The following is an 18,154-nucleotide window of genomic DNA, read 5'->3' as shown; positions in this document are numbered from 1 at the left end:
AGATAATAAATATATAAAATGTGATATATATCCTAAATGTGTATACTATGAGTAATAATTGGAATTATTGATTAATAATTGCGTTGAATTATATCAATGTGGCATACACTTGAAAATAAAACGATATTTTGATTGACACCATACATATATAGTGATAACATGAAAGCAAGATTTAGATACTCTAAATCGCTTGCAGTATTAAAGGTAGGAGGAATTATCATGCTTGGGAAAGTAAAATGGTTCAGCGCAGAAAAAGGTTATGGCTTTATTGAAAGAGAAGATGGCAGCGATGTATTCGTTCATTTTTCTGCAATCCAAGAAGATGGCTTTAAGTCTTTATCCGAAGGACAACAAGTTGAATTTGAAATCGTAGATGGCAACCGCGGTCTTCAAGCGGCTAACGTATATAAAGCTTAGTTCAAAACAAAAAGGCTTAGGATATTCCTAGTAGGAGATCCTAAGCTTTTTTATTGGTAATTAGTATAGTGAATCTGTAATATATCTATTGATTGTAGATATGTTGAGAATGGAAGCGTAGAAGAACAAAGAGCGATTAAACTAAAATTCTTTTGAAAAATAAAAAGGATTTTAAGGATTTCTGTAGAACTATATAAATATGGTACTTGTTTATAGGTAATACAGAAAGGATGAGCACTATGAAATTAACAGTACGAGGCAAAAATCTTGAAGTGACAGCAGCGTTACGTGAATATATTGAAAAGCGAGTAGAAAAGTTAGCTCGTTATTTTGAAACTCCAGTGACAGTGCAAGTTGTATTATCCGTTGAAAAAGAAGAACGAAAAGTAGAAGTGACATGCTTTGTAGAAAGTGTAGTATTGCGTGGTGTAGAAAGCCATTTAGATATGTATGCTGCTATTGATTTAGTAGTGGATAAAATTGTTCGTCAAATCCATAAACATAAAACACGGTTAGCAAAACGATTCCGTAAAGAAACTGGATTCCATGTAGATGTAACACCTGTGGAAGCGATTCCAGAAGAAAAGGAATTAGAAGTAGTGCGTCGCAAAAACTTTACCGTACGCCCTATGAGTGTGGAAGAAGCGATCTTACAAATGAACCTATTAGAACATGACTTCTTTATGTTCTTCAATGAAGATACTGAAATTATGAATGTTGTATATCGTCGACATGATGGTAAATATGGATTATTAGAACCAGAAGTAGGTTAATCAGTTTATACAAATAGAATTAAGAGCTGTAACAACATGCAGATTGCATAGGGTTACAGCTCTTTTGTTATGTGAACATAGAAATGAGTAGAGGGCTAGTGATTAGCGGCTAATATGTATGTGTCCTCCAATTCAGGTTATTATAAGTTTGGTTTGCATATGTTTATTCTGTAAAGTATTTGACTCCTGATGCAAAGACAGGCATTATAAGTTGATTATCTATGTTTTTATGAATGCCGTATCCGATGCGCTCTATATGTGCCATTTTTCCGAACACACGACCATCAGGGCTGAGTAAACCTTCTACAGCGCCCATAGATTGATTTGGATTCCATTGTGGACTAGTGCTACTATTGCCCAAAGGATCTACGTATTGAGTAGCTACTTGACCATGTACATATAATTTGTGTAATTGCTCTTGAGGCGCAAAGAAACGACCTTCTCCGTGAGAAATAGGCACGGTATAGATACTGTTTACATCACAGGCACTCAGCCATGGTGAAGCGGTGGATACAACTTTAGTATGAACCATGCTAGATATATGGCGACCAATGGTGTTATACGTCAAGGTAGGACTATTTTCAGTCAATGCTTGTATATGTCCTGTAGGTAGAAGCCCTAATTTAATGAGCGCCTGAAACCCATTGCATATGCCAAGGACTAATCCATCACGATGGTACAACAAAGTTTCAAGGGATTCTTGTAGATAGGGATTGTGAAACAGGGTGGCTATAAATTTACCAGATCCTGCTGGTTCATCACCGCCACTGAAACCTCCAGGGAAACATACAATTTGAGCACTGTCTATACTGCGTGTTAAGGCTTGTATGGATTCTTGCAACTCTTGGTTACTTCGATTGCGAATAATAAGAGTTTCTACTTTAGCACCCTGTTCTGTGAAAGCTCGTGTAGATTCGTATTCACAATTTGTACCTGGAAATACAGGAATCAGAACTTTAGGATGAGATAAAGAGGTATACCTACTACATGGTTTGCTTTGTGTAGTGTGTAATAGTTTGCTGTCAGCAGAGGTGTTGGTATCGCTGAATATATTTGATACATCAAGTTGTTTACACAAGTTACTAGACTTTGTACTTTGTAGTTCATTTGCTGCATGAGGTTCTACGAAATTTGTTTTCTTTTTTTGATTTGACATATTTCCTGTGGATAAGATTTTTTCTTTTGTGTAGATAGGAAAGATAGATGCTAAGGTGCTTTCATAGGAATTAGTTAAGTCATCTAATGAGATAGTGGTATCCCCCATCACAATAGTGGGGTCTTCTTGTGTAGTACCAATGTGGTAGATGTGAGGAACTGTCTGTAATGCTTGAGCTGTCACAGTATCAACCTCTATGAGGAAGGAACCACGGAAGGGTGAGAACAACATATCCTCAGGAGTTAGAGTGATAAGGGAACTATAATTCTCTGATACATTGGGGCTATCATTTTCTGGTGTATTGGCACTATGATTCTCTGATGCATTGCCACAGAATTGAGTTATGCTTGTTTGGTCTGGTTCCCGTTTTTTATGTGTTGAAGATAGAGACATAACTAGTCTTTGCAGTTCTTCTTTGTGGTAGATACAGCCAATGGCATTGCCCAAAGAAGCTTTCACAGTGGCAGGACCTATACCGTCCTGTTCTACTACATAAGCACTATACACTTGTTGATTGATATTGTGGGAACGCAAAGTATCACAATGTGCTTTAAAGGTTGCCCAATCAGGTGTGCCATCAGAGTGCTCTGGTACATGCAGAAATAGGATATGATGTTGTGCCTCATGAAAGTGTGGTGATAGTATGCGATGAATATCCTCGGTGGTGACAGCGAAAGAAATGAGACTAGGAGGTACATGGATATCTTGGAATGTACCGCTCATAGAATCTTTGCCACCAATGGCTGCCACACTTAATTGACGTTGTGCCTCATAGGCCCCTAAAAGGGCAGATACGACTTTGCCCCAGGAGATGGAACTATTGAGCTTTTCAAAATATTCTTGAAAACTTAGATAGGCCTTAGAGATATCTCCACCTAGAGCAGCTAATTTTGCTAAGCTAAGGAGCACAGCATACTGAGCGCCATGGTATGGACTCCATTCCGATAGATACGGATCAAATCCGTGAGTCATGATACTTGTAGTCGTAGTAGTTCCCTGTAGAACTGGAAGTTTTGCCACCATTCCTTGGACAGGAGTTTTCAGATAGGTTCCACTGAAAGGAAAGAGTACAGTATTCCCACCTACGGTAGAGTCAAACATCGCTCGTAATCCCTCTTGCGAGGTACTGTTCAAATCTTGCAAGGCTTGATGAAAGCGTGTTTCTATGGAAGCTTTGGTTGTTGTAGAGAGAGAAGATAGATTCGTAACAAACGAAGGAGAATGGTTTGCTCTTGGAGATACAATATGAGCATTAGCACTTTGCTTAGCCCCATTAGTAGCTAAAAATTGACGCTGCAGGTTAACGATAAGTTCTCCTTGGAACTCCATCACTAGGCGCCCAGTATTGGTCACTTCCCCTACGATAGTAGCATTCAGATTTTCCTCGGTACAATAGGACTGCAAGCGTTCCCAATGAATAGGGTCTATGATGCAAGCCATTCGTTCTTGGGATTCTGAGATGGCTAGCTCTGTACCAGTGAGCCCAGTGTATTTGGTAGGTACCACATCTAGGTGAATGTGAATACTATCTGCGAGCTCTCCAATAGCAACAGCTATACCGCCTGCTCCAAAATCGTTGCATCTTTTGATGCATTGTGTCACCTCTGGGATACGGAATAAACGTTGTAACTTTCGTTCTGTTACAGGATTTCCTTTTTGTACTTCTGCACCACATGTATAGAGGGAGTCTTTCGTATGAGTTTTAGAAGATCCCGTAGCCCCGCCACAGCCATCACGGCCGGTCTTACCACCTAATAATATAATAAGGTCTCCTTGGACAGGGCTTTCACGACGTACATGAGAGCGTGGCACAGCCCCAATGACGGCTCCTATTTCTAATCGTTTTGCTCTATAGGACTCATGGTAATATTCCCGTACTTCCCCTGTGGGAACCCCGATTTGGTTACCGTAGGAGGAAAAACCTTTGGCAGCGGTTGTGGTGATATAGGATTGTGGTAATTTACCAGGTAAGGTATGTTCTTTTGAGACTAGAGGGCTCCCAGACCCAGTAATGCGCATGGCTTGGTATACATAGGCACGACCACTCAGAGGATCTCGAATACACCCACCTAAACAAGTAGCAGCACCACCGAAAGGTTCGATTTCAGTAGGGTGATTATGGGTTTCGTTTTTGAACAATAATAACCATTCTTCCTCTGTATCATCTACCTGCACTGGAACAATGATGGTGCAAGCATTGATTTCGTCTGATACATCTAATTGATGTAGTTTACCTTGATGACGGAGTTCTTGCATTGCCATTGTGGCTATGTCCATTAATGTGGGTGCTACATTGGCTGATGAATTTAATTGTTGTTTTGTTTCAAGATAGGCTTGATAAGTGTCTCGAATCGGCTTGGTAAGAGGAGATTCATCAAAGGTAATCTCTGTTAGTTCAGTGTTGAATGTAGTGTGGCGACAATGGTCTGACCAATAGGTGTCTAATACACGAATTTCGGTGACAGTTGGATTGCGGTGCTCCTTTTGAAAATACTTTTGAATGCATAGTAGGTCTTCTAAGGTCATAGCTAATTGCATGGAGTGTAGGAGTTCTTTTAGTTTCGCTTCCGACTGAGTGATAAACTCCTCTATGTGCGAAGTTGTTAGTACCACTGGTGTTACTATGTCTAGGGGTGTAGGAAGTTCCATGAAGCTTTCACAGGCATCGATAGGTTGTAAAAGATATTGGCGAGCCCTATCCATATGTACCTTAGAGAGAGGTCCTGTTAAAACATACACTCGTGCAGTACGGACTGTATTTTGATCATGACCGGTGAGGATGGATAGGCATTGCTCTGCAGAATCAGCGCGTTGGTCATATTGTCCTGGCATAGGTGCAATGGCAATAGGATGGTCTTGAGAGGTCAGAGGCAATGTGGTATAGGTAGTCTCTAGGGGAGGCTCAGAAAAGATGAGAGTTTTGGCACGTTCAAACTCTGATTCTGTAATTTCAGAGATATCGTATCGTTCGTAGATCGTGAGCTTGGTGAGAGGAATTTGTAAATCTTGCTCAAAGATCATACGTAATTGTTCTGATTCTTGTGAAGTAGTTGTGCGAGGAGCGACAAATAGACGGAATATGTGCATACATAGCCTCCTTTAGGTGGATAGGAACGGTGGTTGGATTTTCCATACATCCTATCGTGTGTTTGTTAGCGTTCTATACATGATTGTTGTATCTTAAGTATACCACGTTTTTTTTGTTGATTCCCTGAGTTTATATTGAAGATAGCGGTGTAGCAAGTTATAATAGAGATAGTTTGACATTTGATAATCTGTCCGATTGCACGATATGAGTAGGGTATAACTCTAGGGGGCATAATGAAATATGATGGCGTGTTAGATACATGGCATGAGGAGTGTGGGGTCTTTGGACTCTATGACAGGACCTCTACCATCGGAACAACTATATATGAAGGGCTTGTGGCGTTACAGCACCGAGGGCAAGAGGGCGCGGGTATCGCTGTGGTACATGAATCACAAATAGGTGTGGTGAAAGGGACTGGATTGGTGAAAGAGGCCTTACAGGATGTTTCTACCTTAGCAGGTCATATAGGGATTGGACATGTGCGGTATTCCACGACAGGTATAGAGAATCCTGATGATGTACAACCTCTTGTAGGAACATCGTCGTGGGGGACCTTCGCAGTAGCCCATAATGGGAACTTGACAAATGCTCCAGTGTTACGCCGCGAATTGGAATTGCAAGGCTCTAAGTTTACGACGACGATGGATTCAGAAGTAATCGTCCATTTGATCCAACGGTCCAATGAATCGACGATTCTAGGCGCTATTCAGAAAGCTTGTAGGAGATTAGAAGGGGCTTTTTCTTTAACAATTGTTACAGATACGATGCTTATCGGTGTACGAGATTTTCAGGGGTATCGTCCTCTTTGCATAGGACATACTGCGCATGGGTATGTACTTGCTTCTGAAAGTTGTGCTATAGAAGCTATAGGGGGGATTTTTATTTGTGATGTAAGACCCGGTGAGATAGTCATCATTGATAAAAATGGAATCTTTAGTGTACCTTATTATCCTAAAGAGAGTACACAGAATACTTGCGTGTTTGAATATATTTATTTTGCGCATCCTACTAGCGTTATAGATGGTCAAAGTGTATCAGAAGCAAGGGCGGCTATGGGTCGTCAGTTGGCAAAAGAAACCCAATATGAAGCGGATATTGTTATGCCTATACCTAACTCAGGGACTTTATCGGCTCGGGGATATGCAGAGGCATCTGGTATACCTTATAAGGAAGGATTAGTGCGTAATCCGAGGGTATTACGGACTTTCATAGAGCCTAACCAATTGAGTCGAGAAGAAGCGGTACGTAACAAGTTTAGTGTTATTCCTGAGGTGGTGCAAGGTAAGCGCATTGTTCTCATTGATGATTCCATTGTACGAGGTACCACAAGTCGATATATCGTTTCCATGTTGCGACAAGCGGGAGCGAAAGAAATATATTTATGCTTAGCTTCTGAACCAGTTCGATATCCTTGCTATTTTGGTATCGATACATCCGATGCAGAAGAGTTGCTAGGGCATCGATATTCCATAGAAGAAATCCGCCAATACATTGGCGTTGATCGTTTATACTATTTGTCTCATGAAGGATTGATGCAGTCTTTGAAACAATTAGAAGCACAACATTTATGTGTGGCTTGTTTTACTGGAGAGTATCCAAGCCCTGTAGGGGAAGAGTATACCAAGGGAGGTACTTATGTCTGTCGATAATACACCTGTTACCTATTTAGATGCTGGCGTAGATGTGGAAGTGGGCAATCAGCTGATTCAAAAGATTAAAGAGCGAGTGGAACGCACCTATACACCAGGTGTACTAGGGTCCTTAGGCGGCTTTAGTGGACTGTACTCTTTGGCACAGCATACTATGAAAGAACCCGTTCTTGTATCTAGTACGGATGGGGTGGGCACGAAAATTCGTTTCGCTGTCCTTATGAATGAGCACCGCCAAATTGGTCAAGACTGTGTGGCTATGAGCGTGAACGATGTAGTAGCACAGGGGGCGACGCCTTTATTTTTCTTAGATTATATTGCAGTAGGCAAATTGGAACATGATCATATTGAAAGCATCATCGATGGCATTGGCGAGGCCTGTGAAACATGTGGTTGTGCCTTAATTGGTGGAGAAACGTCAGAAATGTCAAGTTTCTACGGCGACGGCAATTATGATTTAGCAGGTTTTGCAGTGGGGATTGTAGACAAGGATCAATGCATTACGGGAGCCACTATCGAGGCAGGGGATATGGTCTTAGGTTTACCTTCTTCAGGTTTGCATTCCAATGGATTTTCTTTAGTACGTCATATTATTTTAGACAAAAAGCAAATGCCATTAGACAGATATATAGATGAGTTAGGATGCACGATAGGAGAAGAAGTACTACGACCAACAAAACTGTATGTAAAACCTATTCTACCACTACTGAAAGAACAGTTGGTGAAAGGGATGGCTCATATTACAGGAGGATCTTTCTACGACAATATTCCTCGTATATTACCGAAAGGATTATCTGTCACGATTCACAGTGATGCTTGGCCAGTGCCACCGATTTTTAAACTACTACAAGAATGGGGACATGTGGAAACGAGAGAAATGTATCATACCTTCAATATGGGTATAGGTATGGTGCTTGTGGTAAAACCAGAACTCGTAGAACGAGTCGTAGAAGTGTTGCAAGCACAAGGAGAAGTGGTGTACTCTATTGGACTTGTTACAGAAGGACAGGGAGATGTGACGATTCTTGGTGAGGCATTCCATGCGTAAACGATTAGCTCTATTTGGCAGTGGTAGAGGGTCTAATGGAGAAGCCATCTATAAGGCTATAGAAGCGGGGCATATAGAGGGTGAAATAGTTCTTATCATTAGTGATAGATCCAATGTGGGTATTGTGGAGAAGGGATACACTTGGCAGATTCCCGTTCATATAATAGATCCGACTATGTATGCACAGAAAGAGGAGTGGGTACAAGCTACGCTCGATGTATTAGCATCCTATGCCGTTGATGGGGTGTTGTTAGCTGGATATATGCGTGTATTACCGCCTACATTTGTGCAAGCGTACAGAGGAAATATCTTGAACATTCATCCCTCCTTATTGCCAGCTTTTACAGGGTTACAAGCACAGAAGCAAGCCTTACTAAAAGGCGTAAAATACACAGGATGTACCGTTCATTTTGTGGATGAAGGCATGGATACGGGTCCTATCATTGCGCAGGCGGTGGTACCTGTCTATGAAGATGATACGGTGGATACGCTATCGAAACGAATCTTACATGAAGAGCATCGCATCTACCCAGAGGCGGTGCGCTTATTTTGCGAGGATGCCTTGGAAATCGTAGGCTCTCGTGTTGTCATTAGGAAGTAGGTTGTTACTCAATAGTTTATCATGAGAGGTATCTATGAAAGTATGTATTATTGGCAATGGTGGTCGTGAACACGCATTAGCTTGGAAGTTACATCATAGCCCATCTGTAACAGATGTCTATGTAGTGCCAGGCAATGCAGGGATGACTTCGATAGCCACTGTAGTCAACTTAGATTGGAATAACCGAGACAACTTACTAGCTTGGTTATTAGACTATAAGATTGATTTGGTTGTTATAGGGCCTGAATTACCTCTTGTAGAAGGACTTAGTGATGCAATTCGAGCCGTGGGGATTCCAGTATTTGGACCATCCCAGCAGGCTTCTCGAATAGAAGGGTCTAAGTCTTTTGCGAAAGATCTAATGCGTCGATATGAAATTCCTACGGCAAAGTATGAGGTTTGTAAAGATGTAGAAACAGGAAAATGCATCATCCATCAATGGGGCGTACCCATTGTATTAAAAAGGGATGGCCTCTGTGGTGGTAAAGGTGTTACCATTTGTAAGACTTTCACAGAAGCAGAACGAGTGTTGGAAGAGATGCTGAGTAGTTCCGAAGAAAGCATTATAATTGAGGAATATATGCGAGGACAGGAGCTAGCCTTGTTGTCCTTTGTGGACGGCACTCACGTATTGCCTATGATAGGAGCAAGAGATCATAAACGATTGTTAGACCATGATGAAGGTCCTAATACGGGTGGTATGGGAGCCTATGCACCAGTGCCAGAACTGAATGAGACTTTGGAACAAGACGTGGTAGATACCATAGTAAAACCTATCGTGAAAGCTATGGCAGAAGCAGGGCATCCTTATGTGGGTTGTTTGTATACGGGTCTTATGCTTACTGAGGAAGGGCCGAAAGTGGTAGAGTTCAATGCCCGTTTTGGAGACCCAGAAGCACAAGTGGTATTACCATTATTAGAGAGTGATTTAGGAGAAATCATGTATGCTACGGCTACGGGTCAGTTAGAGGGGATGACCTTGGAGTGGTCCAAACAATATGCTTCTTGTGTGATCTTAGCATCCGAAGGATATCCACATCAGCCATTGATAGGTCGAAGCATCACCGGTGATATACAGACTGTGGATATTAGATCAATGGTATTTCACTCTGGAACAGTATTTGAAAGCGATCACTATGTAACACAAGGAGGCCGTGTTCTAGGTGTCGTAGGATTGGGAGATACCTTACAAGAATCTTTGGATATTGCCTACACAAGAGTGAGGACAATTCATTTTGAAGGACGACAATACCGTAAGGACATCGGGGAATTGAGTTTGGATTTTGTATACATGCATAATATAGAAAAAATTCGATAGATAAAGAATATATTTAGTGCTATAATAACAAAAGACGTAGTTTACTTATTCAATGATATATATTACATAGTAGAGGGGTAATTATATGAATCGAATTGTATCTTTTTTTACATCACCATCAGCAGGGGGCGTACTACTCTTCGTAGCTGCTGTGGTAGGGGTGCTATTGGCAAACTCTCCAGTAGAAAGTTTGTATCACTCTTTACTTCATGCTAAATTGGGACCATTATCCATTGAATTATGGATTAATGATGTGGCCATGGCGGTCTTCTTTTTATTTGTAGGCCTAGAAGTAAAACGGGAAATGATTGCAGGGGAATTGAATACCAATGCAAAACGATTTTTACCAGGTATTGCTGCATTCTTTGGTCTTTTAATGCCAGCCTTAATTTATTATTTCATCGTTGGTTACCATCCAGACTATATTCATGGTTGGGGGATACCAACAGCTACAGACATTGCCTTTGCCATCGGTATTGTTTCACTCTTAGGTGATCGAGTGCCGATTGCGATGAAAGTATTTTTAACCACCTTGGCTGTTATGGATGACTTGATGGCTATCGTTATCATTGCGTTCTTCTATACAGCAGAGTTAAACTTCTTTTATTTATTCGTAGCAGCCATCATCGTATTTATGTTACAATACGTAAACCGTATGAACTATACGCGACCAATTCCGTATTTAGCATTAGGCTTTGGCCTTTGGTTCTGTGTGTTTAAGTCTGGACTACATGCTACCTTAGCAGGCGTTATTCTAGCGGCTTTCATTCCATACCATGGTATACGTGATGGACGTCATGTATCTCCTTTATCGGAATGGGAGCACACATTAAGTAACTGGGTTACATACTTGATTATTCCAATTTTTGGATTTGCCAATGCAGGGGTATCCTTCCATGGATTTACCTTAGAAAGCTTTGCTCATCCAGTTGTATTAGGTGTAGCAGTAGGCTTAGTATTAGGTAAACAAGTAGGTGTATTTGGTACCTTATTTTTGCTAGTAAAATCTAAACTAGTAGAAATGCCAGCTCAAACTAATTGGACGCATGTGTATGGTATTGCTCTTTGCTGTGGTATTGGATTTACCATGAGCTTGTTCGTATCCTTGTTAGCCTTCCCTCCAGGAGAAGCCCAAGAAATGGCAAAAGTTGGCATCTTCGTAGGTTCCATCGTATCTGGTATCTTGGGATATACAGTATTACGAATTGCTGGACGAAAACAACAAGTGAGTGTGTCTGAATACGATATGATCAAAGGACAACATATTTAATTGCATACTTCATAGAGAGTAGAGGCTCTATATAAGCTGTAGTGAAAGGAAACTTTCATTACAGCTTTTTAATTATGAAAGATTTCAATCTGTAAAAAAACTTCTTGCAAATTTTGAAATAACTATCTATAGTAAATGTATACGAGTAACTGAGAAAGGGAGGGTCATTATGTATCATTATAAACGAACTATGATGATAGCCGTCCTTGTGTGCGGTGGAATTTTTTTGCTGTCCTTAGTGATGGGACGCTTTTTTATTCCTGTTCATGAAGTGTGGAACATATTGCTGTCTAAATTTTTAGTACTCCCCATCACTTGGGATGCGTCTATGTACAATGTAGTTATGGAGATTCGATTGCCTCGTGTACTTGGTGCTATTTTGGTAGGCGTTGCGTTAGCCGTATCGGGAACAGCCTATCAAGGAGTTTTCCGCAATGATTTAGTGTCACCAGATTTATTAGGTGTTTCACACGGTGCTAGTGTAGGAGCCTGTTTAGGGATCTTATTGCATTTGTCATTATATGGGGTGGCAGTGTGTGCTTTTATAGGTGGGATTGTAGCAGTATGTCTCACCTTATTGTTACCTAGATTGATTCAAAACCAATCTAGAATTGTTCTTGTTTTATGTGGCATCATTGTGTCTGGATTTATGGCCGCTATCATTGGGTTGCTAAAATATATCGCTGACCCAGATACAGAATTACAAGATATTGTGTATTGGCAATTAGGTAGCTTGGCGAAAGTCACATGGGATAATTTGTTGTATGTGTTGCCAATTGTTGTTGTAGGAACAATAGCAATCATAGCCTTGCGGTGGCGCTTAAATATTTTATCCTTGTCCGATCAAGAAGCACAAAGTTTAGGCGTCAATGTACAGAGAGAACGTATAGTTATCATAGGAATTTCCACATTGCTAACGGCAGCAGCTGTATGTTTGAGCGGTACCATTGGTTGGGTAGGTCTTGTGATACCACATTTATCACGTATGTTAGTGGGCCATGACCATAAAAAATTGATTCCCGCTACGATTGTAGTTAGTGCCTCCTTTTTGATGGTAGCAGATTTATTTGCTAGAGCATTAACAACAGCAGAGATTCCACTAGGAATACTCTGTGGGTTCATTGGAACGCCATTCTTTGCGTGGGTATTGTATAGACAACGGAGGTACTTCTAATGGATTCCTTTGAACTTTCAGTAGATTCTATCTCTTTTTCCTATGGCAAAGGTGAGCCTAATATTTTTACGGATTTATCATTCTCTGTGAAAGCTGGCGATACCTTAGCTTTATTAGGGCGTAATGGGGTAGGTAAATCTACCTTGCTTAGTTGCTTGATGTGCTTTCAGCAGGTGCAATCGGGACATATCTATTGCAATGGTGTAGATTTAGGTAGTGTGTCTATTCAAGAACGCGCGAAGTTAATTGCTTTTGTACCACAGATTATAGGGGCAGATATAGCCTATACGGTACGAGATTATATATCGTTTGGAGCGACGTTACGAACGGGGATGTTTTCTTCTCCAGGAAAAGAAGAATTTCAAAAAACGGATAACATACTAGAGATGCTGGGGATTACAGAATTACGAGATAAACCGTGTCGCGATTTAAGTGGTGGACAACGTCAATTAGTAGCCATTGGACGTGCCTTATTACAAGATACGAGATTATTATTAATGGATGAACCAACATCTGCATTAGATATACGAAACCAGGTGATTGTTCTAGAAACAATAGAACAATTGCGAACACAAGGGTACGCTATTATTTTCACTACACATGTACCGGAACAGGCTTTATTACTGAATAGCCGTGTCGGTTTATGTCGTGGTGGAACAATAGATTTTTACGATTCTGTCAGTGATGTAACTGTGGAAGTATTGGAGAGAATTTACCGGACCAAGCTTAGTTTATTTTACAGCGAAACGGTACAGCGCACAGTTTGCGTAATCCCACAGTTAGGTCAGAAAGGGGAGGTTTTATGAAGCGTATTGTAGTATTGTTATTAGCTTTATTTACCGCCATTTGTATGTTGGCTGGTTGTGGCACAGAAAATGCATCCCAAGGGAATACATCTTCTACGAGGGTTGTCACAGATATTGATGGAACGGAAGTGACGATTCCAAAAGATATCAAACAAGTAGCAGATTTATGGCATGCTAATAACCAAGTTGTATTGATGTTAGGGGGCGCAGATACACTAGTATCTACTACAAAAAATGTACAAGGATTGCCTTGGTTTGCAAAAGTATATCCTAGAATTAAAGAGATTCCAGCGCCGGTAAAAGGCACAGATGTACAAATGGAGGAAATTCAAAAATTAAATCCACAAGTGGTATTGGCTAGCAATAAGAACCAAATTGAAATGGCTCGCAAAGCAGGTCTTCCAGCAGTACGTGTGAATTTTGCAGACTATGAAGGATTGCGAAAAACAGTGGCTATTACAGCCGATGTATTAGGTGGTAAGGCTATCGATATTAGTAAACAATATTTGGCCTATTTAGATGGTAATGTAAAATTAGCGGAAGAAAAAACGAAACATCTTAGCGATGCGGAACGTCCAACTGTGTTGCATATCGTAGGCGGAGATAATTTATTAAAAGTAGATGGAGACAAAACGATTATTAATGAATGGATTCGTTATGCAGGTGGCAAGAATGCCATTACAACAGAAGGTCCACAAATCGTAGTAACCATAGAAGAAATCATCAAAGCAGATCCAGATATTATCATTATCGGTGGTACACAAGCACAAAAAGGTATTGACCAAATGATGAATGACCCACAATGGGCTAGTTTAAAAGCTGTTAGAAATCATCGTGTATACCGCAATCCTGTAGGAACGTTCAACTGGGATCGATATAGTGCTGAATCAGCATTACAAATCTTATGGGCAGGTCAAATCATTCAACCACATTTATTTGCGGATATTAACCTAGTGAAAGAAACACAAAAGTTCTATAAAGATTTCTTACATTTTGATTTATCTAGTGATGATGCAGAACGTATTATCCATGGTGAAAGTCCTGCAAATTAAATGTATAGACACGTGATTTTGAAGTAGTTAGTTTGTGTATGGAAGCTAGTTAGGAGACGTTATGAAACGAATTATTACTATGCTCTTTGCATTGTTGATTTCCATTGGCTTGTTAGCCGGTTGTGGTACAGAAAATGCATCAAAAGGAGCAACGCAAGAAGTACATACTATCACCGATATTGGTGGCACCCAAGTTCAATTACCAACACATGTGGAGCGGATTGCTGACTTATGGCCAGCGAATAATCAAGTTATGTTGATGCTAGGTGGAGCAGATAAGTTAGTTGCTACTACACAATATGTACAAACATTACCTTGGTTCTCACATATTTATCCAAATATTAAAAATATTGCTGCACCAGATCGTTTTGGCTTTGATTTACAATTAGAAGAACTACAAAAAGTATCACCACAAGTGATTATTGTAAATAGTAAAAAACAAGCAGAACAAGTCCGTCAAGGTGGCTTTACAGCAGTGCATATGGAGTTTACTGATTATAAAGGACTTCGCAATGTAGTATCCATGACTGCCGATATTCTTGGTGGCAATGCGGTAGAGATTGCTAAGAGTTACAATGCGTATTTAGATAAAAATATCGCTTTAGCAGAAGAAAAAACGAAAGCTTTAACTGATGCGGAACGTCCAAGAGTGATGCATATTGCGACAGGTGAAAATTTACTAAAAGTAGATGGTACTAAAACAATTATTGATGAATGGATTCACTATGCTGGGGGTATTAATGCGATCGAACAAAAAGGTCGTGGGCTTACACTAACCATGGAAGAAATCATCAAAGCGAACCCAGATATTATTATAGTGGGTGATGTGAACTCTAAAGCAGCTATTGAAAAAATTATGAATGATCCACAATGGAGTGGCATTAAAGCGGTTCAAATGGGTCGTGTATATAGTAATCCTGTAGGAACATTTAAATGGGATCGATATAGTGCTGAATCAGCATTACAAATCTTATGGGCAGGTCAAATCATCCAACCACAATTATTTGCGGATATTAACCTAGTGAAAGAAACACAAGATTTCTATAAAAACTTTATGCATTATGATTTATCTAACGTAGAGGCAGAGCGTATTATTGCTGGAGAAGGTCCACAATAGTTGCAATAGTAGCAAATAGTTCCGGTTGACTCTATATTAAAACCGTAGTAAAAGGACACTTTTACTACGGTTTTATTAGGTTTATTTTCACCGTGGCAAAATGGAAAGATAGAGCGAAGTCATAAGATTGATGGGGAGAGATTCTATACCAGAAAGTTTAGGGTTGTGTCACAAATGTTTGACTACTTCATAGATATTATATAAAAACTTAAATTTAAGTATTGATTTCCTAACATTTTGTGATATACTACTAAAATATTTAAGTTAATTGATCTTATAAGAGGGAAGATAATAGAATGAGTGAAAAAAATTTAAAAATGTTAGGATGGCTTGGAACATTCCTTTCAGTAATGATGTATGTGTCTTATGTTCCGCAAATCATGGGAAACTTGGATGGGAATAAAACATTTTTTCTGCAGCCCTTGGCAGCGACGATTAACTGTATCATATGGGCAAGTTACGGACTTTTAAAAGAAAAAAAGGACTATCCTTTGGCAGTAGCAAACTTGCCGGGAATTATCTTTGGATTGCTTGCAACCATTACGGCATTTTAAATAATCTCATTTTAAAGATGTATTGTGAAAAGCTCATTTGAATGATGATTAGTCATTTTAGTGAGCTTTTTTGTTATAATTATTTTTCAAGATATAATTCTAACTTCTTCAATTTTAAAATATTATTTATTATGATTATTTTAATATGTAAAACTTTTGTATCACATCATATTGAAATGATCTATTATACCAATTTAGTATAGCAACTCCATTTTTATGCATATTTACTATAGAAATTGAGGAAAACTAACATTTTTAGTGTACATATATAGTAGGTGGTATTTCCTATGGGGAGTGATTTATACTATATGTGGGAAAAATGTGATAAAAATAGGTACTAAGTGGTGTTAAAGTGTTAAAAAAGCCCTGTTTTTTTGACGTATGTCCCAAAAAATGGTAAAATGTATAAGCATTTAGATATGAGGTGAACATCGTGAAAAAAATAACTCTCCTAGCGATTCTCCTGTTGGTATGTACCATGGTGACAGCTTTGGCAACATCAGGACGTGGTGATCGCGGAAAAGAGGTAGAAGAGTTACAAGCGTTGTTAGTAGCCCAAGGCTATTTGCTTGATACAGCAGATGGTGTGTTTGGGAATAATACAGAATACGCAGTACTCGTCTTTCAGAAAGAACACGGGTTAACTCCAGACGGTAGAGTAGGTAAAGAAACAATGCGTGCTTTACTAGAGAATCAAAAACACTTTGAGGGGCAACAAGCATCTCGAAATACCCGTAGTGTAGAAGTATCACGGTTTGGTGATCGTGGTCGCAACATAGAAGAAGTACAACTTAAATTAGTAGATAGTGGATTTTCTCCTGGAGCTGTTGATGGTGTCTTTGGGGATGGAACTAAAGAAGCTTTGATTCGTTTCCAGCGTCATTATGGATTACCAGTGACAGGAACTGTTGATAGTGCTACATGGTCAAAATTATCTATCAAACGAGGCAAACCAACAAGCTATAAAAAAACATTAGAAATGGAAGCTAGTGCCTATTCAAGTTATGAATCTGGTACACATACAGCTAGAGGCAACGCACTTCGCCGTGGGTATGTTTCGGTAGATCCTAATGTAATTCCATTAGGAACAGAAGTGTATGTGGAAGGATATGGTTATGCTGTAGCGGATGATACAGGTGGTGCTATTATAGGTCATCGCATTGATTTGGCTATGGATAGCTATAATGAGGCCATCCAATTTGGTCGTCGAACAGTAAAAGTATATATTTTAGATTAGAGAAGTCATTGATTTGTTGTAAAACAGAAAGAACATCTAATTGCAAACGTGTTATTACACAAAAATAAAGAGGTAGGAACTAGAGTAATTTAGTTGTTACTAATATAGAGGATAGCTGATTCAGAGAATTGGCTATCCTTTGTTTTATGGGTTCCCTATGCTATAATAAAATGTATTCTAAGTAGTAAATATAGGAGGATATGGTGGATATTACATCAACACAAGGGTTATTAGCAATTTTACAAATTATTATTATTGATATATTATTGGCTGGCGATAATGCTATCGTTATTGGTATGGCAGCTAAAAACTTGCCGGAACATTTGCGTAAACGTGCTATTTTCTGGGGCACAGCAGGGGCAATTGTTTTGCGTCTAGTGATGGCCATTTTGTTTATTGAAGCTTTAGATAATATTCCTGCATTACGCATTGTTGGTGGGATTATGTTGCTTTGGATTGGCTATTCCTTATTGAAAGATGGCGATAATGAACACAATATTGAAGCAAAAGATAATATCTGGGGCGCTATTGCTACGATTATCATTGCTGATGGTGTGATGGGCATCGATAATGTGCTAGGCGTTGTGGCAGCAGCAGAAGGTCATTTTGGGCTAGTAGTAGCTGGTATGTTAGTAACAGTGCCAATTATTGTTTGGGGCAGTACTATCTTTGTAAAACTGATTGATAAATTCCCTGTTATTCTATACGCAGGTGGTGGTATCCTAGGATGGGTCTCTGCTAGCATGATTCAACATGATCCAATGGCAGCACCATATATTGAACCATATAGCTTGCCATTCCATATCGGCTGTGTTGTATTGGTCTTAGGAGCGGCGATGATTCGCAATCGGTTGGTGAAATAGACTGATAATAGTGAAAGTAAATGCTTGGTAC

15 protein-coding genes are annotated in these 18,154 nt (G+C 39.7%); 14 read left to right on the top strand and 1 reads right to left on the bottom strand.

From position 1 onward, the window contains the following. The first annotated feature begins 219 nt into the window (after positions 1-219). Together EO118_RS06715 and hpf are read left to right on the top strand one after the other, a co-directional pair. Positions 220-417: a cold shock domain-containing protein gene (locus tag EO118_RS06715; RefSeq protein WP_009354004.1), complete on the top strand. Its 198-nt coding sequence runs from the start codon at positions 220-222 to the stop codon at positions 415-417. 239 nt (positions 418-656) lie between these two features. After that, a complete protein-coding gene (gene hpf / locus EO118_RS06710) occupies positions 657-1,190 on the top strand; it encodes a ribosome hibernation-promoting factor, HPF/YfiA family (protein WP_127069212.1) in 534 nt (177 codons plus the stop codon). A 163-nt stretch (positions 1,191-1,353) separates the two neighbouring features. Here hpf and EO118_RS06705 read toward each other — a convergent pair whose 3' ends face one another. After that, the gene (locus EO118_RS06705; protein WP_127069211.1) at positions 1,354-5,433 is read right to left on the bottom strand and encodes a phosphoribosylformylglycinamidine synthase; all 4,080 of its coding nucleotides are present in this window, start codon (positions 5,431-5,433) and stop codon (positions 1,354-1,356) included. A 234-nt stretch (positions 5,434-5,667) separates the two neighbouring features. On the opposite strand from EO118_RS06705, the gene purF reads away from it, so the two are divergent. From purF to EO118_RS06645, 12 genes are all read left to right on the top strand, one after another. Then, a complete protein-coding gene (gene purF, locus EO118_RS06700) occupies positions 5,668-7,083 on the top strand; it encodes an amidophosphoribosyltransferase (RefSeq protein ID WP_127069210.1) in 1,416 nt (471 codons plus the stop codon). Continuing rightward, positions 7,070-8,131, top strand: a complete 1,062-nt coding sequence (purM, locus tag EO118_RS06695) for a phosphoribosylformylglycinamidine cyclo-ligase (protein WP_127069209.1) — start codon at positions 7,070-7,072, stop codon at positions 8,129-8,131. Before purF ends, purM begins: the two co-directional genes overlap by 14 nt. Then, positions 8,124-8,732, top strand: a complete 609-nt coding sequence (gene purN, locus EO118_RS06690) for a phosphoribosylglycinamide formyltransferase (protein WP_127069208.1) — start codon at positions 8,124-8,126, stop codon at positions 8,730-8,732. The genes purM and purN overlap by 8 nt, the downstream gene beginning before the upstream one ends. Before the next feature lie 34 nt (positions 8,733-8,766). Continuing rightward, positions 8,767-10,050, top strand: a complete 1,284-nt coding sequence (gene purD / locus EO118_RS06685; RefSeq protein ID WP_127069207.1) for a phosphoribosylamine--glycine ligase — start codon at positions 8,767-8,769, stop codon at positions 10,048-10,050. An 85-nt stretch (positions 10,051-10,135) separates the two neighbouring features. After that, complete coding sequence (nhaA, locus tag EO118_RS06680; RefSeq protein WP_127069206.1) at positions 10,136-11,320, top strand: Na+/H+ antiporter NhaA; 1,185 nt, start codon at positions 10,136-10,138, stop codon at positions 11,318-11,320. Positions 11,321-11,489: 169 nt separating this feature from the next. Next, positions 11,490-12,494, top strand: a complete 1,005-nt coding sequence (locus EO118_RS06675; protein ID WP_127069205.1) for an iron ABC transporter permease — start codon at positions 11,490-11,492, stop codon at positions 12,492-12,494. After that, positions 12,494-13,300, top strand: coding sequence for an ABC transporter ATP-binding protein (locus EO118_RS06670; protein WP_127069204.1), 807 nt, complete (start codon positions 12,494-12,496; stop codon positions 13,298-13,300). The genes EO118_RS06675 and EO118_RS06670 overlap by 1 nt, the downstream gene beginning before the upstream one ends. Beyond that, the gene (locus EO118_RS06665) at positions 13,297-14,352 is read left to right on the top strand and encodes an ABC transporter substrate-binding protein (RefSeq protein ID WP_127069203.1); all 1,056 of its coding nucleotides are present in this window, start codon (positions 13,297-13,299) and stop codon (positions 14,350-14,352) included. Before EO118_RS06670 ends, EO118_RS06665 begins: the two co-directional genes overlap by 4 nt. Positions 14,353-14,413: 61 nt before the next feature. Then, positions 14,414-15,469 (top strand): ABC transporter substrate-binding protein, encoded by a 1,056-nt coding sequence (locus EO118_RS06660; protein ID WP_177428927.1) that lies wholly within the window; start codon positions 14,414-14,416, stop codon positions 15,467-15,469. Between the two features lie 296 nt (positions 15,470-15,765). Beyond that, positions 15,766-16,023, top strand: coding sequence for a SemiSWEET family transporter (locus EO118_RS06655; protein ID WP_062403139.1), 258 nt, complete (start codon positions 15,766-15,768; stop codon positions 16,021-16,023). Between the two features lie 433 nt (positions 16,024-16,456). Further along, positions 16,457-17,260, top strand: coding sequence for a peptidoglycan-binding protein (locus EO118_RS06650; protein ID WP_304480823.1), 804 nt, complete (start codon positions 16,457-16,459; stop codon positions 17,258-17,260). A 203-nt stretch (positions 17,261-17,463) separates the two neighbouring features. Further along, complete coding sequence (locus EO118_RS06645; protein WP_127069216.1) at positions 17,464-18,123, top strand: TerC family protein; 660 nt, start codon at positions 17,464-17,466, stop codon at positions 18,121-18,123. Positions 18,124-18,154: the final 31 nt, after the last annotated feature.

It is taken from the genome of Veillonella sp. 3891, assembly GCF_003992315.1.
Taxonomy (GTDB): Bacteria; Bacillota; Negativicutes; order Veillonellales; family Veillonellaceae; genus F0422.
This window is presented reverse-complemented; position numbering and strand designations above follow the sequence as displayed.